The sequence below is a fragment of the Micromonospora sp. M51 genome (assembly GCF_018070305.1).
GTDB lineage: Bacteria > Actinomycetota > Actinomycetes > Mycobacteriales > Micromonosporaceae > Micromonospora > Micromonospora parva.
Window position 1 is genome coordinate 1 of sequence record NZ_JAGPXZ010000995.1, and the last position, 1886, is coordinate 1886.

At 72.5% G+C, this 1886-nt stretch carries 3 protein-coding genes; 2 read left to right on the forward strand and 1 reads right to left on the reverse strand.

What is annotated here, in order from left to right:
- A partial coding sequence (locus KBX53_RS31680; RefSeq protein ID WP_210863470.1) for a MoxR family ATPase occupies positions 1-673 on the reverse strand: 673 nt, incomplete at its 3' end.
- 241 nt (positions 674-914) lie between these two features.
- Between KBX53_RS31680 and KBX53_RS31685 the strand changes: the two genes are divergently transcribed.
- Both KBX53_RS31685 and KBX53_RS31690 read left to right on the forward strand, forming a co-directional pair.
- On the forward strand, positions 915-1145 hold the full coding sequence (locus KBX53_RS31685) for a hypothetical protein (protein WP_210863472.1): 231 nt from the start codon (positions 915-917) through the stop codon (positions 1143-1145).
- Positions 1146-1444: 299 nt separating this feature from the next.
- A partial coding sequence (locus KBX53_RS31690) for a PH domain-containing protein (RefSeq protein ID WP_210863474.1) occupies positions 1445-1886 on the forward strand: 442 nt, incomplete at its 3' end.

Consider the following 1886-nt stretch of genomic DNA (forward strand, 5'->3'; position numbering starts at 1 on the left):
GGTCCGGTGTGTCGAACACCGCGGTCGGCTCGGGCGCGGCCACGCCCATCCGGTAGACGATCTCCCGTTCCTCAGCGTCTGTCGGGTAGCCCACCACGATCTTCATGAGGAACCGGTCCCGTTGCGCCTCCGGCAGCGGATAGACGCCCTCCTGCTCGATCGGGTTCTGGGTGGCCATCACCAGGAACGGGTCGGGCACCCGGTGGCTCTCGCCGCCGATGGACACCTGCCGCTCGCTCATCACCTCCAGCAGCGCGGACTGCACCTTGGCCGGCGCCCGGTTGATCTCGTCGGCGAGCAGGAAGTTGACGAAGACCGGCCCCAGCTCGACGTCGAACTTCTCGCTCGACTGCCGGTAGATCCGGGTGCCCATGATGTCGGCGGGCACCAGGTCCGGCGTGAACTGCACCCGGGCGAAGGACCCACCGACGACCTTGGCGAGGGTTTCCACCGCCAGGGTCTTGGCCACCCCGGGCACGCCTTCGAGCAGGCAGTGACCACGGGAGAGCAGCGCGACGAACATCCGCTCCACCATCCGGTCCTGCCCGACGATCACACGTTTGATCTCGAACAGCGCCTTTTCCAGCAGGGTGGCGTCCTGCGCGGGTGTGGTCACCGGCGCAGGTGCCGCGCCGTTCGGCGTCGGGGCGTCGGGCATGGTCGGCTGGGCCACCGGTCCTCCACAGCGTTTGTCGGTCGTCGCGGCTTGTGCGGTATCAAGACTCGCACGCCTTGCTGAGTGCCGAGGTGGGGAGAAGCCGATTTTGGCCGCGCCGTCACCAGCAGCCGAATTGCGTATCGCGGGTGTGCACAGACCGGCCCGCCGCGTGTACGATTCACCCCGTCGCCGGGCGGCTCCCCCCGTGGTCGCCCGGCGCTCAACCTCTCCGTCCCGCCGCCCTACACTGGCCGGGATGAGCATTCCCTCCCCCGCCGACAAGGCCCTGGTCTGTTCGGCCCGGGGCTGCCGGTCGGCCGCCGTCTGGGTGCTGGAGTGGAACAATCCCCGTCTGCACGACCCCGATCGGCGCAAGACCTGGTTGGCCTGCGACGAGCACCGGGGCAGCCTCGGTGACTTCCTGGACGCCCGAGGCTTCCTGCGTGCCGTCACTCCGGTGCCCGGATCGCCTACGCTCGACCTGTGAGCGGCGACCCTCCGGCTTCCCCCGGCCCCACTTCTCCGTCCTGGCCGCCCACCCCGGCCGCCACCCCTCCCGGCGTCGATCCGCCGCCCGGCGCGTTCCCGGCACCGGGCACGCTCGGCCCCGAGCCCGCCGCGCCGGACGTCTCGACGCCCGCCCCACTGCCACCGGGCGCGCTGCCACCCGGTCACCGGCCGACACCCGGCGCCGACCACCGCGCACCCGAACTGCCACCCCCCGGTCTCCTGCCGGCCGACCCCGGCGCGTCCGGGGCTCACCCGTCCGACCCCGGCGCGTCCGGGGTGCTGCTGACGGCCGCGCCGGGTGGTCGGGGGCCGCTGGAGCCCTGGCCGGACACCGTCAACTGGCAGCCGATCTCCACCGACCTGATCTGGGTGGAGCTGATCCGGCTGGCGGTCGTGGTCGCCATCGGGCTGGCGGTGACGGCGGTCGGCTGGGCCCTCAGCGGCCACTGGCTGTTCGGGCTCGCCGTCGCCGTGGTGCTGGTGCTCGGCGCGTGGCGGGCCGTCGCGATCGTCCGCGCCGTCCGGGCCTGGGGGTACGCAGAGCGGGAGAACGACCTGTTGGTCCGGCACGGGCTGCTGGTCCGCCGGCTCTCCATCGTGCCGTACTCGCGGATGCAGTTCGTCGACGTGAGCGCTGGGCCGTTGGAGCGCGCCTTCGACCTGGCCACCGTGCAGTTGCACACCGCGGCTGCGGCCAGCGACGCCCGGGTGCCCGGGC

Bases quoted from the DNA above. Each gene is read 5' to 3' on its own strand.
- KBX53_RS31685 (WP_210863472.1), top strand. From the start codon at position 915: ATGAGCATTCCCTCCCCCGCCGACAAGGCCCTGGTCTGTTCGGCCCGG.